At 39.5% G+C, this 19,625-nt stretch carries 19 protein-coding genes; 9 read left to right on the forward strand and 10 right to left on the reverse strand.

Going from position 1 to position 19,625, the window contains the following annotated elements:
• Positions 1–50 precede the first annotated feature (50 nt).
• The 5 genes from lpdA to ampD all read right to left on the reverse strand — a co-directional run bounded on the left by lpdA (position 51) and on the right by ampD (position 7,876).
• Positions 51–1,478, reverse strand: a complete 1,428-nt coding sequence (lpdA, locus tag R3X26_RS08540) for a dihydrolipoyl dehydrogenase (RefSeq protein ID WP_317716890.1) — start codon at positions 1,476–1,478, stop codon at positions 51–53.
• Positions 1,479–1,713: 235 nt separating this feature from the next.
• Positions 1,714–3,594: a pyruvate dehydrogenase complex dihydrolipoyllysine-residue acetyltransferase gene (gene aceF / locus R3X26_RS08545; RefSeq protein WP_317716891.1), complete on the reverse strand. Its 1,881-nt coding sequence runs from the start codon at positions 3,592–3,594 to the stop codon at positions 1,714–1,716.
• Positions 3,595–3,611: 17 nt separating this feature from the next.
• Positions 3,612–6,275: a pyruvate dehydrogenase (acetyl-transferring), homodimeric type gene (gene aceE, locus R3X26_RS08550; protein ID WP_317716892.1), complete on the reverse strand. Its 2,664-nt coding sequence runs from the start codon at positions 6,273–6,275 to the stop codon at positions 3,612–3,614.
• A gap of 53 nt (positions 6,276–6,328) precedes the next feature.
• On the reverse strand, positions 6,329–7,096 hold the full coding sequence (gene pdhR / locus R3X26_RS08555) for a pyruvate dehydrogenase complex transcriptional repressor PdhR (RefSeq protein WP_317716893.1): 768 nt from the start codon (positions 7,094–7,096) through the stop codon (positions 6,329–6,331).
• A 210-nt stretch (positions 7,097–7,306) separates the two neighbouring features.
• Positions 7,307–7,876 carry a 1,6-anhydro-N-acetylmuramyl-L-alanine amidase AmpD gene (ampD, locus tag R3X26_RS08560; protein ID WP_317716894.1) on the reverse strand — a complete coding sequence of 190 codons (570 nt, stop codon included), beginning with the start codon at positions 7,874–7,876 and terminating at the stop codon, positions 7,307–7,309.
• A 191-nt stretch (positions 7,877–8,067) separates the two neighbouring features.
• Between ampD and nadC the strand changes: the two genes are divergently transcribed.
• The 8 genes from nadC (at position 8,068) to yacG (ending at position 14,890) form a co-directional block, all read left to right on the forward strand.
• Positions 8,068–8,955: a carboxylating nicotinate-nucleotide diphosphorylase gene (nadC, locus tag R3X26_RS08565; RefSeq protein ID WP_317716895.1), complete on the forward strand. Its 888-nt coding sequence runs from the start codon at positions 8,068–8,070 to the stop codon at positions 8,953–8,955.
• 330 nt (positions 8,956–9,285) lie between these two features.
• Entirely contained in the window at positions 9,286–9,738 is a 453-nt protein-coding gene (locus R3X26_RS08570; protein WP_317716896.1) for a pilin, read from the forward strand.
• A gap of 45 nt (positions 9,739–9,783) precedes the next feature.
• Positions 9,784–11,031 carry a GspE/PulE family protein gene (locus tag R3X26_RS08575; protein WP_317716897.1) on the forward strand — a complete coding sequence of 416 codons (1,248 nt, stop codon included), beginning with the start codon at positions 9,784–9,786 and terminating at the stop codon, positions 11,029–11,031.
• 95 nt (positions 11,032–11,126) lie between these two features.
• Positions 11,127–12,347, forward strand: coding sequence for a type II secretion system F family protein (locus tag R3X26_RS08580; RefSeq protein WP_317716898.1), 1,221 nt, complete (start codon positions 11,127–11,129; stop codon positions 12,345–12,347).
• Between the two features lie 33 nt (positions 12,348–12,380).
• Positions 12,381–13,250, forward strand: a complete 870-nt coding sequence (locus tag R3X26_RS08585) for an A24 family peptidase (protein WP_317716899.1) — start codon at positions 12,381–12,383, stop codon at positions 13,248–13,250.
• Between the two features lie 2 nt (positions 13,251–13,252).
• Entirely contained in the window at positions 13,253–13,858 is a 606-nt protein-coding gene (gene coaE / locus R3X26_RS08590; RefSeq protein WP_317716900.1) for a dephospho-CoA kinase, read from the forward strand.
• 25 nt (positions 13,859–13,883) lie between these two features.
• Positions 13,884–14,624: a cell division protein ZapD gene (zapD, locus tag R3X26_RS08595; RefSeq protein ID WP_317716901.1), complete on the forward strand. Its 741-nt coding sequence runs from the start codon at positions 13,884–13,886 to the stop codon at positions 14,622–14,624.
• 71 nt (positions 14,625–14,695) lie between these two features.
• A complete protein-coding gene (gene yacG / locus R3X26_RS08600) occupies positions 14,696–14,890 on the forward strand; it encodes a DNA gyrase inhibitor YacG (protein WP_317716902.1) in 195 nt (64 codons plus the stop codon).
• Between the two features lie 100 nt (positions 14,891–14,990).
• Here yacG and rplS read toward each other — a convergent pair whose 3' ends face one another.
• The 5 genes from rplS to ffh all read right to left on the reverse strand — a co-directional run bounded on the left by rplS (position 14,991) and on the right by ffh (position 18,614).
• A complete protein-coding gene (rplS, locus tag R3X26_RS08605) occupies positions 14,991–15,344 on the reverse strand; it encodes a 50S ribosomal protein L19 (protein ID WP_317716903.1) in 354 nt (117 codons plus the stop codon).
• Positions 15,345–15,400: 56 nt separating this feature from the next.
• Positions 15,401–16,141, reverse strand: a complete 741-nt coding sequence (trmD, locus tag R3X26_RS08610; RefSeq protein ID WP_317716904.1) for a tRNA (guanosine(37)-N1)-methyltransferase TrmD — start codon at positions 16,139–16,141, stop codon at positions 15,401–15,403.
• 24 nt (positions 16,142–16,165) lie between these two features.
• Positions 16,166–16,720 (reverse strand): ribosome maturation factor RimM, encoded by a 555-nt coding sequence (gene rimM, locus R3X26_RS08615; protein WP_317716905.1) that lies wholly within the window; start codon positions 16,718–16,720, stop codon positions 16,166–16,168.
• Positions 16,721–16,739: 19 nt separating this feature from the next.
• Positions 16,740–16,988, reverse strand: coding sequence for a 30S ribosomal protein S16 (gene rpsP, locus R3X26_RS08620; RefSeq protein ID WP_317716906.1), 249 nt, complete (start codon positions 16,986–16,988; stop codon positions 16,740–16,742).
• 234 nt (positions 16,989–17,222) lie between these two features.
• Positions 17,223–18,614 (reverse strand): signal recognition particle protein, encoded by a 1,392-nt coding sequence (ffh, locus tag R3X26_RS08625; protein ID WP_317716907.1) that lies wholly within the window; start codon positions 18,612–18,614, stop codon positions 17,223–17,225.
• A 197-nt stretch (positions 18,615–18,811) separates the two neighbouring features.
• Between ffh and R3X26_RS08630 the strand changes: the two genes are divergently transcribed.
• Positions 18,812–19,609 carry an inner membrane protein YpjD gene (locus tag R3X26_RS08630; RefSeq protein WP_317716908.1) on the forward strand — a complete coding sequence of 266 codons (798 nt, stop codon included), beginning with the start codon at positions 18,812–18,814 and terminating at the stop codon, positions 19,607–19,609.
• The last annotated feature ends 16 nt before the right edge of the window (positions 19,610–19,625 follow it).

Genomic DNA, 19,625 nt, shown 5'->3' on the forward strand with positions numbered 1-19,625 from the left:
CGCTTCACAATGAAGCGGCCTTTTCAATGATATAGAATAATCGTTTTACTCTATTTCTTTTTCTTTGCTTTTTTGTTTGGTAGATCAGTAATTGAACCTTCAAACACTTCTGCTGCAAGACCAACCGATTCATGTAGCGTCGGGTGAGCATGTATTGTCAACGCAATATCTTCTGCATCACAACCCATTTCGATAGCCAAACCTATTTCACCTAGCAATTCACCACCATTCGTACCAACGATAGCACCACCAATAATACGATGAGATTCTTTATCGAAAATAAGCTTAGTCATACCATCAGAACAATCCGATGCAATAGCACGTCCAGAAGCACTCCATGGGAAAGTAGAAACTTCATAGTTAATACCTTCTTCTTTCGCTTCTTTTTCTGTTTTACCAACCCAAGCCACTTCTGGCTCAGTGTATGCAATAGAAGGAATAACTTTTGGATCAAAGTAATGTTTCTTACCAGAAATAACTTCAGCAGCAACGTGACCTTCATGCACACCTTTGTGAGCCAACATTGGTTGTCCAACGATATCACCTATAGCATGAATGTGCGGTACATTGGTACGCATTTGCTTATCGACATTGATAAAGCCGCGATCATCAACTTCTAGACCTGCTTTCTCTGCATCAAGTAATTTACCATTAGGTACACGGCCAATAGCTACCAACACTGCGTCGTAACGTTCAGGTTCAGCTGGTGCTTTTTTACCTTCCATTGTTACGTAAATACCGTCTTCTTTTGCTTCTACTGCCGTTACTTTAGTCTCTAGCATCAAATTAAATTTATCTTTAATTCGCTTAGTGAACACTTTTACAATGTCTTTATCTGCAGCTGGGATCACCTGGTCAAACATCTCAACCACATCGATCTTAGAACCTAACGAGTGATAAGCTGTACCCATTTCAAGTCCGATAATACCACCACCCATAATAAGCAGTTTTCCTGGTACTTCTTTCAGCTCAAGTGCATCAGTAGAATCCCAAATACGTGGATCTTCATGAGGGATAAATGGCAGTTTAATAGGGCGAGAACCGGCAGCAACAATTGCATTATCGAAGTTAACGGTTGTTTTACCGTCTTCGCCTTCAACTTCAATAGAATTAGGGCTTGTAAATTTACCGTAACCATTAACCACGGTTACTTTACGCATTTTCGCCATGCCGGCAATACCGTTGGTTAACTGACCAACTACTTTCTCTTTCCATAAACGAATTTTATCAATATCCGTTTGTGGTTCGCCAAACACGATACCGTGTTCTGCTAGCGCTTTAGCTTCTTCAATTACTTTAGAAACGTGCAATAGGGCTTTAGATGGAATACAACCAACATTTAAACACACACCACCTAGTGCGCTATAGCGCTCAATAAGTACTGTTTCCAAACCTAAGTCTGCACAACGAAATGCAGCTGAATATCCACCAGGACCTGCACCAAGTACAACAACTTGGGCTTTAATTTCTTTGCTCATTGTGACCTCTTGTAGTCATTTTCCCTAACAGGCTAAATATTGATAATTAATGATTCATTTCTTTTTCAGGTTGCCACAGTTTACAAACTTGTTAACGAAGTGAAAAGAAATTCCATTTAGCCTGTGAGCTAGACAACAATTCCACTTCAAACCGCTTATTGAAATGAAACAATTGCATAAATTAATTACATTAACCAAGAAAAGGCGGCAAACTTGCCACCTTTATCATTTGGTATTACAGAACTAAACGACGAATATCTGTCATACAACCATTCAAGTAAGTAATAAATCGAGCACCTTCTGCTCCGTCTATTACTCTATGGTCGTAAGATAATGATAACGGCAATTGTAGTCTCGGTACAAAATCTTTACCATTCCAAACAGGTTTCATTTCAGATTTTGATACGCCTAAGATAGCAACTTCAGGGGCATTAACGATAGGAGTAAATGCTGTACCACCAATACCGCCTAAGCTAGAAATAGTGAAACAACCACCTTGCATATCAGACGCTGTCAGTTTACCCATACGCGCTTTCTTAGAAATAGCCATAAGCTCTTCTGAAAGTTCATAAATGCCTTTTTTGTTCACATCTTTAAATACAGGAACAACTAGGCCATTTGGTGTATCAACCGCAATACCAATATTGACATATTTCTTGAGAATTAAGCTCTCGCCATCTTCACTCAATGAAGAGTTAAATGAAGGGAACGCTTCTAACGCTTTGGCTGCAGCTTTCATTAGGAAAACAAGCGGAGTAATCTTGATACCAGAATCTTTCTTCGCTTCGATTGCATTCTGCTCTTTACGGAATTGTTCTACTTCCGTAATGTCTGCGTTGTCCCACTGTGTTACGTGCGGGATCATTACCCAGTTACGATGCAGGTTTGCGCCTGAAATCTTCTTGATACGTGATAATGGCTTAACTTCAGTATCACCAAACTTGCTGAAATCAACTTTCGGCCAAGGAAGCAAACCAAGTGCACTACCGTCGCCACCTTTAGCTGATGATGCGCCAGATTCTAAACGCTTCAGTGCTTCTTTAACGTAGCTCTGAACATCTTCTTTAAGGATGCGACTCTTACGACCAGTACCCTTAACTTTCGCTAAGTTAACACCAAATTCTCTTGCTATACGACGTACAACTGGAGATGCATGAGAGTACTCATTGTTTGCCTCAAACTCGTCACTCTTAGCTGGAGCAGAAGCAGCAGCTTTAGGCGCTTCTGTTTTCGCAGCTGGAGCGGCGGCAGGGGCAGCAGAAGGAGCAGGCGCGGCAGCCGCACTTGCTGATACTGTCTCAAAAATCATAATCAGAGAACCAGTAGTTACTTTGTCGCCTTCTGCTATTTTGATTTCTTTCAATGTACCGGCAAATGGTGCAGGGACTTCCATTGAAGCTTTGTCGCCCTCAACGGTGATAAGTGATTGCTCTTCTTCAATTGCATCGCCAACAGAAACCATAACCTCAGTAACTTCAACTTCGTCGCCACCGATATCAGGTACATTCACTTCTTTTAACTCAGCAACGGCGGGGGCATTATTCGCAGGAGCAGCTGGTGCAGTCGCTTCAACTGGTGCAGCGCCACCTTCTGAAACTTCAAATACCATGATTAGCGAACCAGTCGTTACTTTGTCGCCTTCCGATATTTTGATTTCTTTTAGTACACCTGCAAAAGGAGCAGGGACTTCCATTGATGCTTTGTCGCCTTCAACCGTGATTAGTGATTGCTCTTCTTCAACAGCATCACCAATAGAAACCATGATCTCAGTAACTTCAACTTCATCACCACCGATATCAGGTACATTCACTTCTTTTAATGACACAGCTGCAGGAGCAGCGGCTGGAGCAGCTTGTTCAGCCGGAGCAGGGGCTGCTGCACCTTCTGCATCTTCGAAGATCATGATCAACGAGCCAGTAGACACGTTATCGCCTTCAGCGATTTTAATTTCTTTTACCACACCAGCCTGTGAAGCTGGTACTTCCATTGAAGCTTTATCGCCTTCAACAGTAATGAGAGATTGTTCTTCTTCAACCTTGTCGCCTACGCTAACAAGAATCTCAGTAACTTCAACCTCATCCGCACCAATGTCAGGTACATTAATTTCGATTGCCATTATTCTTTCCTACCTTATTAAGCGTATAGCGGGTTAGTTTTGTCTGTATCAATGTTGAATCTCTTAATCGCTTCGGTTACTACCGATTTTTCAACATCACCACGTTTCGCTAGTTCATTTAGAGCTGCAACAACCACATAACCTGCGTTCACTTCAAAGTGACGACGTAGATTTTCTCTGCTATCTGAGCGACCGAAACCATCAGTACCCAGAACTTTATAAGATTCTGCAGGAATATACGCACGTACTTGCTCAGCATAGTTTTTCATGTAATCCGTCGCTGCAATCGCTGGTTCTGTACCCAGCACATCAGAGATGTAAGCTGTTTTTGCTTCAGCTTCTGGGTGAAGCATGTTGTAACGCTCAACAGCTTGTCCATCACGCGTCACTTCATTAAACGAAGTCACAGAATAAACATCAGACGAAACACCGTACTCTTCACTTAGAATCGCAGCAGCTTTGCGTACTTCGTTCATAATAGTACCTGAACTTAGTAGCTGCACTTTACCTTTAGTACCAGTATAAGTTTCAAGCTTATAGATACCTTTACGAATACCTTCTTCTGCGCCTTCTGGCATCGCAGGCATTGCGTAGTTTTCGTTCATTAATGTTAGGTAGTAGAAAACGTTCTCTTGGTCACCGTACATACGACGAATACCATCTTGAACAATAACAGCTACTTCGTAAGCAAACGTTGGATCATAAGAAATACAGTTTGGAACCGTAGCGGCCAAAATATGGCTATGACCATCTTCGTGTTGTAGGCCTTCACCATTTAGTGTAGTACGGCCTGCCGTTGCTCCTAATAAGAAACCACGAGCTTGCTGATCACCAGCCATCCACGCCATGTCGCCAACACGTTGGAAACCGAACATAGAATAATAGATGTAGAACGGAATCATCGGTAAATCATTGGTGCTGTACGATGTTGCTGCAGAAACCCATGACGACATCGCGCCTAATTCGTTGATACCTTCCTGAAGAACTTGACCTGATGTTGCTTCTTTATAGTAAGAAACAATGTCTCTATCTTGTGGCGTATAGTTCTGACCATTTGGATTATAGATACCGATTTGACGGAATAACCCTTCCATACCGAACGTACGTGCTTCATCGGCAATAATAGGAACGATATTTTTGCCAATACCTTTGTTTTTCAATAAAACATTTAAAGTACGTACAAATGCCATAGTTGACGAAATGTCACGTTTTTGTTCTTCAAGCAATGGTTTAAACTCTTCCAATTTTGGAATGTCTAAATCTTGAGTAAACTTAGGTAAACGAACAGGTGTATAACCATGCAACGCTTTACGACGTGCATGTAAATATTCATACTCTGCACTACCTTCTTCTAACGATAGGTAAGGTAGAGATTTCATTTCTTCATCAGAAACAAGATCTTTAAGACCTAGGCGATCGCGAAGATGTTGAACATGTGTCATGTCCATTTTCTTAACTTGGTGAGCAATGTTCATACCTTCTGCTGCTGCACCCATGCCGTAACCTTTAACCGTTTTAGCTAAAATAACAGTTGGACGATCTTTCGTCTCAGCCGCATTTTTATAAGCAGCATAAAGCTTAGATGTATCATGACCACCACGTTTAAGAGCAAAAATCTCGTCATCGGTCATATCAGAAACAAGCGCTGCTGTTTCAGGATAACGACCAAAGAAGTGTTCACGAACAAACGCGCCATCTTTAGATTTGAATGTTTGATAATCGCCATCAACAACTTCATTCATTAGTTGTAGCAATTTACCAGAAGTATCTTTAGCAAGCAGAGCATCCCAACCGCTTCCCCAAACCACTTTAACTACGTTCCAGCCAGCACCTTTGAACAGGCCTTCTAGCTCTTGAATTATCTTACCGTTACCCATTACTGGGCCGTCTAGACGCTGTAGGTTACAGTTGATTAAGAAACAAAGGTTATCCAGTTTTTCACGAGCGGCAAATGAAATTGCTCCGCGTGATTCTGGCTCATCCATTTCACCATCACCAAGGAAAGCGTAAACGCGCTGCTCTGATGTATCTTTTAGTCCGCGACCGTCAAGATACTTAAGGAATCGAGCTTGATAAATAGACGCAATTGGTCCAAGTCCCATTGAAACCGTTGGGAACTGCCAAAATTCAGGCATAAGCTTAGGGTGTGGGTATGAAGGAATACCTTTGCCATCGACTTCTTGACGGAAATTGTCAAGTTGTTCAGCAGTAAGTCGGCCTTCAACGAATGCGCGAGAGTAAATACCTGGAGAGATATGACCTTGATAATAAACCAAATCACCACCATCTTTCTCATTTGGAGCGCGGAAAAAGTGGTTGAAGCATGTTTCATAAAACGCAGCTGACGATTGAAAAGAAGCCATGTGACCACCCAACTCTAAATCTTTCTTAGAGGCGCGCAATACAATCATGATCGCATTCCAACGAATAATAGAGCGAATGCGACGCTCTAAAGTTGTATCACCTGGATAAGCAGGTTCTTGGTCAGGCGAAATAGTGTTGATGTAGTTAGTAGTTACACCAGTTGGCATATCTACACCATCAAGGCGTGCTTTATCTAAAACTGTTTCTAGTAAGAACTGTGCACGCTCTACACCTTCTTCACGTACCACTGACTCTAGTGCGGCAAGCCACTCTTGAGTTTCCAGTGCATCAACGTCATTATTAATGACTTCAGACATGGCGGTCTATCCTTTTTTTAGTTAGCTCTGGTGAACATGAGATAAATCAATCATTAAGATTCATCACTCTGTTGGAGTCTACGTAAAGAGCGTTTTCTTCTATTCTCCTGACGATTAATATCCAACAATGTTTCCTCGATATAAGCTAAGTGCGTATGAGAAAGTTCACGAGCCCGTTCAGGCTGTCTAGAAACAATCGCATCAACAATATTAGCTCTGTGTCTACTTACTTTTCCAACCACATCACTGCGGCGGTTCAATAGTTTTAAATTCTGTAATACATTTTGCTCAAGAAGAGGAGCCAAGCTACGAACAATATGTAGCAGCACGACATTATGAGCGGCATCAGTAATCGCAATGAGGGATTTCATCACTTCAACCGCTTCTTGTTCTACATTTTTTTCTTCTTCAGCTTTTTTGATCCGCACTTGAATTTGGCGAATGACTGCATAATCTTCTTCAGTTCCACGCAAGGCTGCAAAATACGCAGAAATGCCTTCTAGCGCGTGACGTGACTCTAACAAGTCAAGTTGAGTGTCATTGTGAGTGGACAACAATTCCAGCAGAGGATCTGAAAACCCTTTCCATAAGTTTTCACTTACGAAAGTTCCTCCACCTTGACGACGCGTTAACAAACGCTTGGCTTCCAATCTCTGAATAGCTTCACGGATAGAAGGTCGCGAAACATCAAATCGTATCGCTAATTCTCTCTCTGGGGGCAGTTGTTGCCCTGGAGAAAATGTTCCTTCCAGTATCAACCGTTCAAGTTCTTTCTCTATTACATCAGAAAGCTTCGGTTGACGTATCCTTTGATAAGCCATTTTATTTGTTCACTCAGTAATTCAAACTTGCGAGCCATGTAAATTGGTAATACCAATTTTAAAGTGGACAAAAGTTAACATAAAAATAACGTTAATGTCTAGACGAAAATTGATTCAAATCATAAAAAACAAGCGTTTTAACTCATTGGTAACATTTCATTGTCATCAATGCACATTACTCTACTGATACCGTTACATTCTTTAACGGTATTAATCCGACATGGATATAACCAATTCATCAATAACATGGTGAAAGTATCGCCAATCGAACACCAAACCAGGATCGCTCTTTCTTAGCGGAGCGATGTACTGATGGCCTGTAATTCGGTGGCGTGTAATCAACGGATAGTAACGCATTAAAAGGGAGGTGACTCTTGCTAATGAGACATATTGTTGCTTTGAATAACACTCAAAATCAGTCCCTTCCAGTTCTATACCAATAGAATAATCGTTACACCGTTCTCTACCTGCGAAGCTGGACTTCCCGGCGTGCCATGCTCTCATGTTAAACGGAACAAACTGAACGATCTCACCATCTCTACGGATCAAACAGTGTGCTGATACCCTCATACTTGCAATCACAGCAAAAAAAGGGTGATCACTCGCTAGTAATTTACCAGTAAAAAACTGCTCAATGGCTTGACTGCCAAACTGCCCGGGAGGAAGACTGATATTGTGCACAACCAGTAAACTTACCTCTGTTGAGCTAGGCCTTGTATCATAATGAGGAGAAGGAACCTGTTTAACACCTTCTAACCAATAATCATCTGTTAACTTCATAGACCTTTTCCTCGCGTTATAGTTCCTTCACTTTAACTCAGCTAATAAATAAACAACAACAGCCAAATCGATAAAACATGCAATCAGATATTTTCATTCTAGAGACACAATTTACTGGTTTTTCTGCTGAAAAAATTCATAAGCAGGAGTATCATTCCGACTATATAAATTCTTTGCGTTAGAGTTCGACAATGAAAAACACACACGATAGTGATGTTCGCCTTACTTATTTAAAACAACAACTCCCTTTAGAAATCTCACGTGCAGTGTCAGAAACACTGCGTGAAGACCTTGGCGGAACATTAGACACAACCAAAGACATTACCGCTGCACTTATTCCCGCAGATAAACAAAGTGTTGCGACAATTATCACAAGAGAACATGGTGTATTTTGTGGCCAAGCATGGGCAAATGAAGTATTTAACCAACTTGGTAATCAAGTCGTTATCGACTGGCATGTTAATGATGGCGACACAGTAGAACCAAACCAAACGCTTTGCACTCTCTCTGGTCCTGCAAGAATATTGTTAACCGGTGAACGCAATGCGATGAATTTTATTCAAACGCTTTCAGGTTGTGCAACCATTACGGCAAAATACGCACAACAGCTAGTAGGAACACAGTGTAAATTACTTGATACACGTAAAACCATTCCTGGCTTACGCAGTGCCTTAAAGTATGCTGTCGTTTGTGGCGGTGGTTTTAATCATCGAATTGGTGTCTTTGATGCTTACCTAATAAAAGAGAATCATATTATTGCTTGCGGTGGGATCACTAAAGCTATAGTTATTGCCAAAGAACTAAATCCCGGCAAACCAGTTGAAATCGAAACAGAATCCCTCATCGAACTTGAAGAAGCGATTAATGCTGGCGCTGATATTATTATGCTAGATAATTTTACTACCGAGATGATGAAAGAGGCGGTCAAAATTAATGCTGGTCGAGCAGCACTAGAAAACTCAGGCAATGTCACACTAGAGACCATTAAAGAGTTTGCCGAAACAGGTGTTGATTACATCTCTGTTGGAGCGCTAACCAAACACTTAAAAGCGATGGATTTATCAATGCGCTTTCAATAATGTGTTCTAGTGAAAATAGCTCCATAAATAGATTTTAAACAAGACTAACCATCCAGAGGATGCATTTATCTTTCTCTGGACTCCTTGCTCTGTTGATAGGATAGGTTTATTTACTTGTCTAGTATCTACCTTTATTTTTATTTATTCATCAAAATAAAAGCCAGTATTAAAAAAGTATGAGTAACTTTGTATCTAAACGAGTAATCTTCAGCAAATAATGTATAGCAAAAAAAATTAAGCTAACTACCTCCAAGCTTAAATTCGAGCACATATTTATTTTCAGCTGCTTTTCTTACTATTTCTGCCTCTTATTTAGTGGGCAGAAAAGACATGAAACATTTAATAAAAAGAAATAGCGGATTTACCCTTATAGAGTTAATGATTGTTGTCGCTGTCATCGGTGTATTGTCTTCAATTGCTATCCCTCAATATCAAAATTACATAAAAAAATCACAACTCGGTGCAGCACTAGCCACTATTTCCGCGCTAAAAATAAACATCGAAGATTACCTTGCAACTAATGGACAGTTTCCTGCACTAACTAACGCAAATATATCCGCACAGTTAGGCTCAACAACTTCACCAATCGGCGATTTAGAGTCTAAATCTGATGCTAATGCGCAATATTCTGGTCAAATAATTTTAACGATGAACGACTCAACTCAATTTAAGGACAAAAATATAGCCTTACAAAGAGAGCAAGACGGCTCTTGGAGCTGTGTTACTGATATCACTGATAGCGCATTGCTACCAAAACATTGCACGACTGACACTATCCTTTAGTTCGAGGTCTGACTTCTGCTTTGATAAATAAATAAAGGTTGTGTTATGCAAATATTAAATACCATTAGCAACCAACAACTTTCGGAAATGGTTACACTTTCTGATGAAGAACGGATAACAACAACCACACACAGTCAAAACAGCGATCCCATCAGTCGTTATTTAAATCAAGTGTTAACCCATGCTATCAACAAAAACGCTTCAGATATCCATTTCGAACCTTACGAAAAAACCTATCGTATTCGATTACGTTGCGATGGCGTTTTAAGCGAGATCCAGTCACCCGATCTTCAATTAGCCAATAGGCTATCTTCAAAAGTGAAAGTACTTGCCAACTTAGATATAGCGGAGAAAAGGTTACCTCAAGATGGTCGATTTAAGTTCACATTGATATCTAATCAAACGGTTGATATTCGAGTGTCTACATTACCCACATTGTGGGGTGAAAAAGTGGTATTAAGGTTACTAGAAACTCAAACGATTCCGTTAGAAATAGATAAGTTAGGTTTTATTTCTGCTCAGCAAGATCTTTTTTTATCTGCCATACATAAACCTCAAGGGCTTATTCTCATTACCGGCCCCACTGGTAGTGGAAAAACTGTCTCTTTATACACCGCTCTGAATATTGTGAATACTCCAGATAAAAACATTTCAACAGTCGAAGACCCTGTAGAAATAAACCTGCTAGGTATTAATCAAGTACAAATCAACGAAAAAATTGAACTGAATTTTGTTGCCACACTAAAAGCCTTATTACGCCAAGATCCAGATATCATCATGGTTGGAGAAATTCGAGATATTGAAAGTACTCAAATTGTAATCAAAGCTGCACAAACAGGTCATCTTGTTCTTGCCACCTTACATACCAATTCCGCATGTGAAACACTGACTCGACTCATCAACATGGGAGCAGACAAACATTGTTTAGCGTCATGCTTATCCATTATTGTGGCCCAACGCTTAATAAGGAAACTGTGCCCTATCTGCAAAGAAATCGATAACGATTCAACCTTAGCCCTAAGCAACGAATTACAACCCAGCAATGTCATTTATCAAGCCAACAATAGCGGTTGCCCTGAGTGTATAAATGGTTACTCGGGAAGAACGGCTCTGTACGAAATCCTGAATGTAAATAGAACCATAATAGAAGCCATTGAAAGCGAAGCCAGTGCCTTCAATATAGAAAAATCTGCTTCTGAACAGCAATTTATTTCGATAAAAGAAGCTGGAAAGATAAAACTACTTCAAGGGATAACAAGTATTGATGAATTACATCGAGTATTAATTTATTAACTCTTCGCTATTACCCCCTTCGCTCACATAGTAACAAAACTTAGACGCTTTATATTTATTTAACTCAAGCTCACAACACTAGCCAAAGGTCAAAAATGAAAAAACTCCATACAGATAATCATTATTATTGGCGAGGTGTAAACCTTGATGGTGAACTAATACATGGAAAAATTTACGCCTCGAGTCAGCAAGAAGTTATCACTCAGCTAACTGAACAAAAGATAAAAATTCGTTACATAAAACCAACGTCTGCATTGGTAATTTGGAAAAGAAAATCCGTGCCCGTTAAAGCAAAAGAGGTTACGTTGTTTACTCGGCAACTCGCCACTATGCTCAATGCAGGACTACCATTGTCCATGTCACTCAATTTAATACTAAACAACCAGCAAAAAGCTTCATGTAAAGACATGACTTCTGAGATAAAAAATGCAGTTGAAGAAGGGGTTCCATTGTCTGTAGTACTTAACAAAATTGGTTATCAATTTGATGAAATTTACGTGAGCTTAGTTGCCTGTGCAGAGTTATCAGGACAATTAGGAACAACATTTAACCGAATCGCCAATTATCGAGAAAAGGAAGCCTTACAAAAAGCGAAACAAATAAAAGCACTTATTTATCCTTTTGTCGTTATCCTACTAGCATTTTCGATTACTTATCTAATGCTAACAACGGTCATTCCAGAGTTTGAAAAAATGTTTGCTAGCTTCAATGCTCCTTTACCTTGGTTCACACAGCAAATTATTAGCCTATCAAAATGGTTGAGTGCTCATGCCTTTCACCACTTACTGTCCTTATTTTTTCTGGCTGTAATATTTAAACTACTGCTTAAATCTGCACGAGTTGGTTTTATAATAGATAAACAATTAACTTTATTTCCCTTAATTGGCCCCATACTAACCAAGGCGATAATCAGTAGATATAGTGCCACGCTTTCCGTTGCTATACGTTCTGGCATTCCTGTAGCACAAGCGATTATGAGTACTGCTAATGTTACTGGAAACCTGTATTTTAAGCAGACTTTTGAACGGATGTTTGAACAAATTTCCAATGGGCAGCCAATCTACGTTGCAATGAAACAACATCGATGCTTTCCGGGATTAATGATTCAAATGGTCATGGTAGGAGAACAAACTGGCCAATTAGATCTCATGCTCGACAAGGTTTCTGACATTTACACTGTAGAACTGGACCAAACAATGGAGAAACTCGGCGTTCTTATAGAACCATTTTTGATTGTATTTCTAGGCTTAGTTATTGGAGGTTTAGTTGTGGCAATCTACTTACCTATCTTTAAAATGATGAACATATTAGGGTAGAATGATTTTGCTTTTTTCTAATTGAGTCTAACAATGCAATTATTTGACTATTACCCTTGGCTTTATCCTACTTTTATTGGAATTTTTGGACTCATCGTAGGCAGTTTTTTAAATGTTGTCATTCTTCGTCTACCACTAATAATGCAACAACAATGGAAACAAGACTGCATTGATACGTTCCCACAGTTAAATCTAACAAAACATGGCTCAAAGTTAACTTTAAGTACACCTCGCTCTTGTTGCCCTCACTGTAAACAACAGCTAAGAATAATAGATAACGTACCTATTGTGAGTTGGTTACTATTAAAAGGTAAATGCCATCACTGTCAGCAAGCAATTAGCGCCAGGTATCCGTTGATCGAATTACTTACCGCAATCATGAGTATCACTATTGCTATTCATTTCCCTTTTAGTTTTTACTCTATTGCACTGGTCTTTTTTACATTTGCATTAATAGCGGCCACATTTATTGATTTGGACACTATGCTACTGCCTGATCAAATCACTTTGCCTTTAACTTGGTTTGGTATCTTTATCGCTCTAATCAATCAAAGTCCCGTATCTTTAAATGATGCTGTTATTGGAACTATTGCCGGTTACCTCTGCTTATGGAGCGTATATTGGTTATTTAAATTACTAACAGGAAAGGAAGGCATGGGGTATGGTGATTTTAAATTACTTGCCGCATTAGGAGCTTGGCTTGGATGGCAACATCTTCTTATAGTCATCCTCCTGTCCTCTGTAATTGGCTTACTGTTTGGTTTAGTTCAATTGCGCTTACAAAAAAAAGACATAGACATGCAATTCCCATTTGGCCCTTATTTAGCGATAGCTGGATGGGTAAGCTTACTATGGGGAGATAAGATCATGTATTGGTATTATTCCTCCATCTTGAGCATATAATTATGGGATACATAGTAGGATTAACAGGTGGTATTGCTAGCGGTAAAACAACAGTTGCTAATTTATTCCACCAGCATTTTAATATCGGCATCGTTGACGCAGATGTTGTTGCTAGAAAAATAGTACAACCTGAGACTGAAGGTTTAAAAGGTATTGTTCGCCATTTTGGCGCTGAAATACTGCAACAAAACGGTGAGCTAGATAGAGTAAAGCTAAGAGAAATAATTTTCTCCGATAACGATGCTAAAACATGGTTAAATAGTCACCTCCACCCGTTAATCCGGCAAAAAATGCAACAAGACATAAATGAGATTACCTCACCTTATGCATTATTAGTAGTTCCCTTATTGGTTGAAAATCAATTACAATCAATGGCAAATAGAATCTTAGTTGTCGACGTTAATCCTGACGTGCAATTATCACGAACAGTAAAACGTGATAATGTATCTAAAACTCAGGCAGAAATGATACTTGCAACTCAAGCTAGCCGAGAGCAACGACTTAAATACGCTGATGACGTTATTGTAAACAATGATGAAAATTGTAATTTGCTGCCAATGGTAACTAAATTGCATCAACAATATATGCAATTAACTATTAACTATTAACTCAGGGAGAAGATAAGGTCGCGGAATGACAAAACATAAGTTTGAACACCCATTAAATGAAAAAACTCGTATCTATCTGAGAGTCGAAGCACTTGTCAGACAGATGCACCACTCCGCCACTTTTTCCGATAACCTACAGTACCAGCAGTTTTTCCGTTCAATTTTTGATTTACTGGAAATTTTTGAGCAAATCCAATTAAAAGCCGAACTAGCAAAGGATCTGGAAAAACAACGTTTAAACTATAAACACTGGTTAAATGTCGACGGCGTTGATCAAGAGAAATTATCCACTGTATTAACAGAAATTGATACGACACATAAATACCTTATGTCAGCAGAACGATTTGGTCGTTCACTAAAGGATGACCGCTTTTTAAGTTCCATTCGCCAACGGTTTAACTTACCCGGTGGCACTTGTTGTTTTGATTTACCTGCTCTTCATTATTGGAATCATCTTCCATTAGCAGATAGGCAACAAAATGCTAAAAACTGGATGGATACCTTAGCGCCATTATCAAAATCATTAACTCTATGGCTAAAGCTCTGTCGAGAAACGGGTTACTTTACTCCTCAAATTGCTCGAAACGGTTTTTTTCAAAGCGATGCCGACGAAGCAAATATACTCCGACTTAATATCCCACTGGAGTGTGGTGTATTCCCAATGATTTCAGGGCATAAAAATAGATTCGCTATTAAATTTATGTCTTTTGATAGTGGCCAAGCTTGTAGTCAAGACATTGAATTTGATCTAGCTATTTGTAACTAAGCTATTAAAGAACCTGTCATTAATTTTTAAATAACAACTCATTATTTTTGTGTAACAAGGAATAACCTGTCGTGTCAAAACTTACTGTTGTCAAATGCCCTCAATGCAAAACCGATGTTGTTTGGAGTGAGGAAAGTAAATTTCGTCCATTTTGTAGTAAGAAATGTCAAATGATTGATTTTGGTGAATGGGCAGATGAAGAGAATACTATCGCGGGCGCACCAGATATGTCAGATTCTGATGGTTGGTCTGAAGACCAGTATTAACTGTTTTATAGTATGTAATGTTATCTAACTTATAATACTGTAATAAAAAAACGGGTTCCAAATGGAACCCGTTTTCAATTTGAGAATGCTGGTTATAGCATTACTTCTTAGCAAGTTTCTCTTTAATACGAGCTGACTTACCAGAACGCTCACGTAGATAGTACAACTTGGCACGACGTACTGCACCACGGCGCTTAACTTCAATGCTATCAACCATTGGAGAGTGAGTTTGGAACGTACGCTCAACACCTTCACCGTTCGAAATTTTACGAACAGTAAATGCTGAATGTAGGCCACGATTACGAATACCGATTACAACGCCTTCAAAAGCCTGTAAACGTTCGCGATCGCCTTCTTTTACCTTAACTTGAACAACAACAGTGTCACCTGGGCTGAACGTTGGAAGGTCTTGTTTCATTTGCTCTTGTTCAAGAGCTTTGATGATGTTACTCATTTTTTAAATTCCTAGAATAAACTGATACTAAATAAAATAGGTTACTTGATTGCTGTTTATGACGAATTGTCTTTTATAAACTCAACCAGTAATTGTTCCTGTTCGTCAGTCAGAGCTAGGTTTTCCAGGAGCTCTGGTCTTCTTAGCCAAGTACGGCCTAACGATTGCTTTAATCGCCAGCGACGAATATCCTTATGATTTCCGGATTTCAATACCAAAGGTACTTCCACTCCATCTAATACATCAGGACGTGTATAGTGAGGGCAATCTAGCAAACCATTTGCAAAAGAATCTTCTTCTGCTGAGCTAAAATCTCCAAGTACACCAGGAATAAACCTTGAGACTGAATCAATTAACGTCATGGCTGGTAATTCACCGCCTGTCATTACGAAATCCCCTATTGACCATTCTTCGTCAACTTCAGATTCTATAATGCGCTCGTCTATCCCTTCATAACGACCACAAATCAGAATTAAATTCTTATTAGTCGCTAATTCTTCAACACCTTGTTGATCGAGCTTTCGACCTTGAGGTGAGAGATAAATCACTTTCGTCTTTCCTGGTGACGATCTTTTGGCTGTTTGTATGGCATCACGTAAAGGCTGAACCATCATTAACATACCTGGACCACCACCATAAGGTCTATCATCGACAGTTCGATGTTTGTCATGAGTAAAATCACGAGGATTCCATAACTCAACTGACAAAAGACCTTTTTTCACCGCTTGACCTGTAACCCCAAATTCAGTAATTGAACGGAACATATCAGGAAATAGGCTAATTATGCCAACCCACATTTGTTCTCTCGCTCTACTGTGGAGTTAAAACCCAGGATCCCAGTCAACTTCGATCCGTCGAGCATCGCGATCTATATTTATGATCACTTGCTCTTCAAGAAACGGGATTAATCGTTCCTTTTGGCCAAAAGCATCTTTCAAATTTGCTTTCACAACCAAAACATCATTTGAGCCTGTTTCTAACATATCAGAGACAGTACCGAGGTCATATCCTTGCGTTGTTAGAACTTGCATACCAAACAATTCACGCCAGTAGAATTCATCTTCTGACAGTTCTGGTAATGACTCTGGATTAATTGCAATTTCAAAGTTAGTGAGAAGATGTGCATCCTCGCGGACTTCCAAGCCTTCTATTTTAGCCACCATACCTTTGTTATGGCGCTTCCAACTTTCAACTTTGTACTCAACCCATTGACCCTTTTGGTTTATATACCAAGGGCTATAGTCAAAAATGCTTTCAGCATTGTCCGTATAGGAAATAACTTTAAGCCAACCTTTGATACCGTAAGTAGCACCAAATTTGCCCACTACGATTCTTTCAGCTTGCTCTTTCATTAGTTCGTTTCCTTTAACCGACATTTGCTTTGCTACTAACTAATTAAGCCGCTTTTTGAGCGTCTTTAACTAATTTAGCAACACGGTCAGATAATGAAGCACCTTCGCCAACCCAATGGTTAACGCGGTCTAGGTCGATACGTAGACCTTCTTCTTGACCTTGAGCTGTTGGGTTAAAGAAACCAACGTTCTCAATGTAGCGACCAGTAGCTGCATTGCGGCTATCTGCTACTACGATTTGATAAAATGGACGCTTCTTAGCGCCGTGACGTGCCAAACGAATGGTAACCATATCGTCCTCTTTGCTTTCTCAATAATAAAAATAACCCCATACTATGTAAAACAGTTTGGGGTCTCGTGCCAATTTAAAGCCCCCGAATTTTACTCTTATCTGAGGCTTTTGCAAGGATTTTTGTGAGCTTGATTAAATCTAGTTTTAGAAAGGAAAAGGGTTAAAAACATAACCCTTTTATTTGAACTTTTTATACGTTGATAGAGAGATTTTAGCTTCTATTACAAAAGCAACTTATCGACCGAATGGACCACCACCGCCCATTCCTCCCATACCGCCCATGCCACCCATCATGCCTTGCATGTTACGCATCATCCCTTTCATGCCACCTTTCTGCATTTTTTTCATCATTTTTTGCATTTGGGTAAATTGTTTTAGTAAGCGGTTTACATCTTGTACCTGAACGCCTGAACCAGCAGCAATACGTTTCTTACGCGAACCTTTAATCAAATCAGGACGCAAACGTTCTTTCATAGTCATGGAGCTAATAATTGCCTCCATCTGCTTAAACATTTTGTCGTCCACTTTATCTTTCACATTGGCTGGTAAATTATTCATTCCTGGGAGTTTATCCATCATCCCCATCATGCCGCCCATATTTTGCATCTGACCAAGTTGTTCGCGAAAATCTTCTAAATCAAAGCCTTTCTTTTCTTTGAATTTTTTCGCCATTTTAGCGGCTTTATCTTTGTCTACGTTTCTTTCTAAATCTTCAATTAAAGAGAGAACGTCGCCCATACCTAAAATTCGAGAGGCAATACGATCAGGATGGAAAGGTTCTAAAGCATCGGTCTTTTCCCCAACACCTAAAAATTTAATCGGTTTTCCAGTAATATGACGAACAGAAAGTGCGGCACCACCTCTTGCATCACCATCAACTTTTGTAAGAACCACCCCAGTTAATGGAAGAGAATCACCAAAAGCTTTAGCAGTATTCGCTGCATCCTGACCGGTCATAGCATCAACAACAAACAGAGTTTCTACAGGATCAATCGCCTCGTGAAGAGCTTTGATTTCGCCCATCATTTGCTCATCTATTGCTAAGCGACCCGCTGTATCAACTAATAAAACATCATAGAATTTTTTCTTAGCATGATCGATGGCAGCGTTAGCAATATCAATGGGTTTTTGATCAGCCGATGATGGGAAAAAGTCCACACCAATATCACTGGCTAAGGTTTCGAGTTGTTTGATTGCAGCAGGACGATAAACATCGGCAGAAACAACTAATACTTTTTTATTATCTTTTTCTTTCAATAATTTGGATAATTTACCGACACTGGTAGTTTTACCTGCACCTTGTAAACCGGCCATCAAAATAACAGCAGGAGGCTGAGCAGCAAGATTTAGCGCTTCATTAGCCTCGCCCATTACACCTTCAAGTTCTTTTTGAACTATTTTTATAAATTCTTGACCAGGTGTAAGAGATTTAGATACTTCAACACCAACCGCACTTTCTTTCACTCGCTTAACAAAATCACGAACAACAGGAAGGGCAACGTCAGCTTCTAAAAGAGCCATGCGTACTTCACGCAGTGTCTCTTTTATATTGTCTTCGGTTAAGCGGCCTTTGCCGCTTATTGTTTTAAGTGTTCTGGATAGTCTATCCGATAAATTTTCAAACATGTCTGTCTCTTTAGCTGGGACTCTTCGCAAAACCTTTTCGCAAAGCCTTTTAGCAAAGCAAAGGCGAGTAATACTGGCAGTATACCTTAGGTAATTGATCTTCCAAAATCTAAACGCTATTTATTCGATCCTTAGATAGCTCATCGTGCTTAACCGCGTTATAATCGCTTGAATAAATATGAAATCACTAGGACATCATGGACAGTTTAATCGCTATCGCCGCTGCCGTTTTATACACATTAGCCGTCGCAACTATAGTGCCAGGACTCTCTCAACAGAGCTTAATAAAAACTAAAACGGTTTTTGTTAGTGCTTCACTCGCCATTATTTTTCATGGCTGGTTATTACACGGCTTAATCCATAATGGCAATGATGGTCAAAACCTAAGCATGCTAAATGTCGCTTCAGTGGTGAGTTTTATTATCGCTTGGGTTATGAGTATGGCAATGTTTAAAGTCCGACTATGGTTTTTATTGCCAGTAGTTTATGGTTTCTCCATCATCAGTATTCTATCCTCTAGCTTTTTACCAGGCACGTTTATTACTCATTTTGAAGGCAAACATGGATTACTAATTCACATTACAATCGCATTATTTGCCTATGCAACACTCACAATCGCTGCTTTATATGCCATTCAGTTAGCTTGGTTAGATTATAAATTGAAAAATAAAAAAGCGATGGTCGTCAATCCTAATTTTCCGCCGCTGATGAAAGTCGAAAGACAACTTTTTAATATTATTCTCATTGGCAACGGTTTATTAACCTTAACTTTGCTCTCTGGTTTGGTATTCTTAGATGACATGTTTGCAAAAGGTTCTGCACATAAATCCATTTTATCTTTTATTGCTTGGATTATTTACTCCATTTTATTATGGGGGCATTACCAAAAAGGCTGGCGTGGTAAGAGAGTCACATGGTTTGCTATAGCCGGTGCGACTTTATTAACACTTGCTTATTTTGGCAGTCGCTTTGTACGCGAAATTATTTTAGGTTAATCGCTTTATCTACATT

The organism is Vibrio sp. TH_r3 (assembly GCF_033101115.1).
GTDB lineage: Bacteria > Pseudomonadota > Gammaproteobacteria > Enterobacterales > Vibrionaceae > Vibrio.

What these genes read in the sequence shown, in the direction of transcription:
- R3X26_RS08570 (WP_317716896.1), top strand. Translation starts at nt 9,286, where the DNA reads ATGAAACATTTAATAAAAAGAAATAGCGGATTTACCCTTATAGAGTTA.
- R3X26_RS08580 (WP_317716898.1), top strand. Translation starts at nt 11,127, where the DNA reads ATGAAAAAACTCCATACAGATAATCATTATTATTGGCGAGGTGTAAAC.
- ampD (WP_317716894.1), bottom strand. Translation starts at nt 7,876, where the DNA reads ATGAAGTTAACAGATGATTATTGGTTAGAAGGTGTTAAACAGGTTCCT.
- rimM (WP_317716905.1), bottom strand. Translation starts at nt 16,720, where the DNA reads ATGTCGGTTAAAGGAAACGAACTAATGAAAGAGCAAGCTGAAAGAATC.
- lpdA (WP_317716890.1), bottom strand. Translation starts at nt 1,478, where the DNA reads ATGAGCAAAGAAATTAAAGCCCAAGTTGTTGTACTTGGTGCAGGTCCT.
- R3X26_RS08575 (WP_317716897.1), top strand. Translation starts at nt 9,784, where the DNA reads ATGCAAATATTAAATACCATTAGCAACCAACAACTTTCGGAAATGGTT.
- pdhR (WP_317716893.1), bottom strand. Translation starts at nt 7,096, where the DNA reads ATGGCTTATCAAAGGATACGTCAACCGAAGCTTTCTGATGTAATAGAG.
- R3X26_RS08585 (WP_317716899.1), top strand. Translation starts at nt 12,381, where the DNA reads ATGCAATTATTTGACTATTACCCTTGGCTTTATCCTACTTTTATTGGA.
- ffh (WP_317716907.1), bottom strand. Translation starts at nt 18,614, where the DNA reads ATGTTTGAAAATTTATCGGATAGACTATCCAGAACACTTAAAACAATA.
- R3X26_RS08630 (WP_317716908.1), top strand. Translation starts at nt 18,812, where the DNA reads ATGGACAGTTTAATCGCTATCGCCGCTGCCGTTTTATACACATTAGCC.
- aceE (WP_317716892.1), bottom strand. Translation starts at nt 6,275, where the DNA reads ATGTCTGAAGTCATTAATAATGACGTTGATGCACTGGAAACTCAAGAG.
- rpsP (WP_317716906.1), bottom strand. Translation starts at nt 16,988, where the DNA reads ATGGTTACCATTCGTTTGGCACGTCACGGCGCTAAGAAGCGTCCATTT.
- coaE (WP_317716900.1), top strand. Translation starts at nt 13,253, where the DNA reads ATGGGATACATAGTAGGATTAACAGGTGGTATTGCTAGCGGTAAAACA.
- nadC (WP_317716895.1), top strand. Translation starts at nt 8,068, where the DNA reads ATGAAAAACACACACGATAGTGATGTTCGCCTTACTTATTTAAAACAA.
- aceF (WP_317716891.1), bottom strand. Translation starts at nt 3,594, where the DNA reads ATGGCAATCGAAATTAATGTACCTGACATTGGTGCGGATGAGGTTGAA.
- trmD (WP_317716904.1), bottom strand. Translation starts at nt 16,141, where the DNA reads ATGTGGGTTGGCATAATTAGCCTATTTCCTGATATGTTCCGTTCAATT.
- rplS (WP_317716903.1), bottom strand. Translation starts at nt 15,344, where the DNA reads ATGAGTAACATCATCAAAGCTCTTGAACAAGAGCAAATGAAACAAGAC.
- zapD (WP_317716901.1), top strand. Translation starts at nt 13,884, where the DNA reads ATGACAAAACATAAGTTTGAACACCCATTAAATGAAAAAACTCGTATC.